Genomic DNA, 629 nt, shown 5'->3' on the forward strand with positions numbered 1-629 from the left:
TGCATGGGCTTAAACGCCATCCAGGCTATGAAACCCAGACAGCACCCAAACATGCGCTTTGTAGTTGCCAGACAATGATGTCTTCTCAGGCCAACCTAAGCGGCTAACCCTTCCATTCACGATGTCACTTGTCCCCTTCCCTCACCCATACGGGCCCGAGGAAAACGGAAACCTGTTTCTTCCCGATCGCGCGCAGTTCCGAACGCCTGGTGGAGCCAGACGGGATCGAACCGACGACCTCATGCTTGCAAAGCACGCGCTCTACCAACTGAGCTATGGCCCCATAAGGCCGCTCAGCAAGGAGCTGTCGTCGACCCAGCGAACGTCCGCCCTAGGGTTCACACAAACACTCAAATCAAAAAACTCGAGGAAGGTGTGGTGGGCCCAGGCAGACTCGAACTGCCGACCTCACGCTTATCAGGCGTGTGCTCTAACCACCTGAGCTACAGGCCCTCATGCGCGGATGCGCGATCGCGCCCCAGCCTTGGCGGCCAGAGCGAGTTTGGAAAGAGAAACGGAGACGGCGGCGTTCCGCACCTGTTTAGGTGTCTTTGGAGGATCAGTAGAAAGCCGAAGCTCTCTGGAGATCCATCCTTAGAAAGGAGGTGATCCAGCCGCAGGTTCCCCTA

The 629-nt window shown here is 57.2% G+C and carries 2 tRNA genes; both read right to left on the bottom strand.

Features of this window, described 5'->3' with window-relative positions:
- Positions 1 to 207 precede the first annotated feature (207 nt).
- Positions 208 to 283: transfer RNA gene (locus DJ018_RS18910), tRNA-Ala, on the bottom strand.
- Between the two features lie 93 nt (positions 284 to 376).
- Positions 377 to 453 (bottom strand) — tRNA-Ile (locus tag DJ018_RS18915).
- Positions 454 to 629 lie beyond the last annotated feature (176 nt).

This window comes from Phenylobacterium deserti (assembly GCF_003254705.1).
Classification (GTDB): Bacteria; Pseudomonadota; Alphaproteobacteria; order Caulobacterales; family Caulobacteraceae; genus Phenylobacterium; species Phenylobacterium deserti.